This window comes from Tamlana crocina (assembly GCF_012037625.1).
In genome coordinates this window covers 1-433 of the sequence record NZ_JAAVJS010000276.1, presented here as the reverse complement: position 1 = coordinate 433, position 433 = coordinate 1, and the positions used below count along the sequence as shown (strand labels likewise).

Genomic DNA, 433 nt, shown 5'->3' with positions numbered 1-433 from the left:
GCTGATTATGGTAGATCACCACTCTCATGGTATCTCTAAGCCGCAGCCTTAGATATTTGGTGATGCTAATTCCTGGTTTGGTTCTGCAAAGATCCACCTGTTTCGCCCTTTCGATAATATTCAACAAATGAAGCTGCTGGTCCACAAATACGTCAAGAACTTCCCTGTTAAGAACCTTACCAATAGGATCCTGATTTTTTAAGGTCTTCATTTTGTTCAGCTTTTCCTTTGGCAGCATACTCTCTGCAAAATAGTTTCCTAAAAGGCCACTTTTGAAAATCTCTACTGCAGGATAAGGGGAAGCGGCGATCTGCTTTTCCATTTCAGGAAGGTAGAAATAGCCATAGAAATTGAGGTGCTCAATGCATTCCAGGACACTCCAGGATCCGGGGTGAGTGCGAAGATTCAGGTCTTCAACAGCATGTGCTCTAAA

1 protein-coding gene is annotated in these 433 nt (G+C 43.0%); it reads right to left on the bottom strand.

Annotated features, from left to right (window positions below; genetic code table 11):
• Nucleotides 1–433 (bottom strand): DinB family protein (locus HC176_RS16695; RefSeq protein WP_167920137.1); only part of this gene is annotated, 433 nt, incomplete at both ends.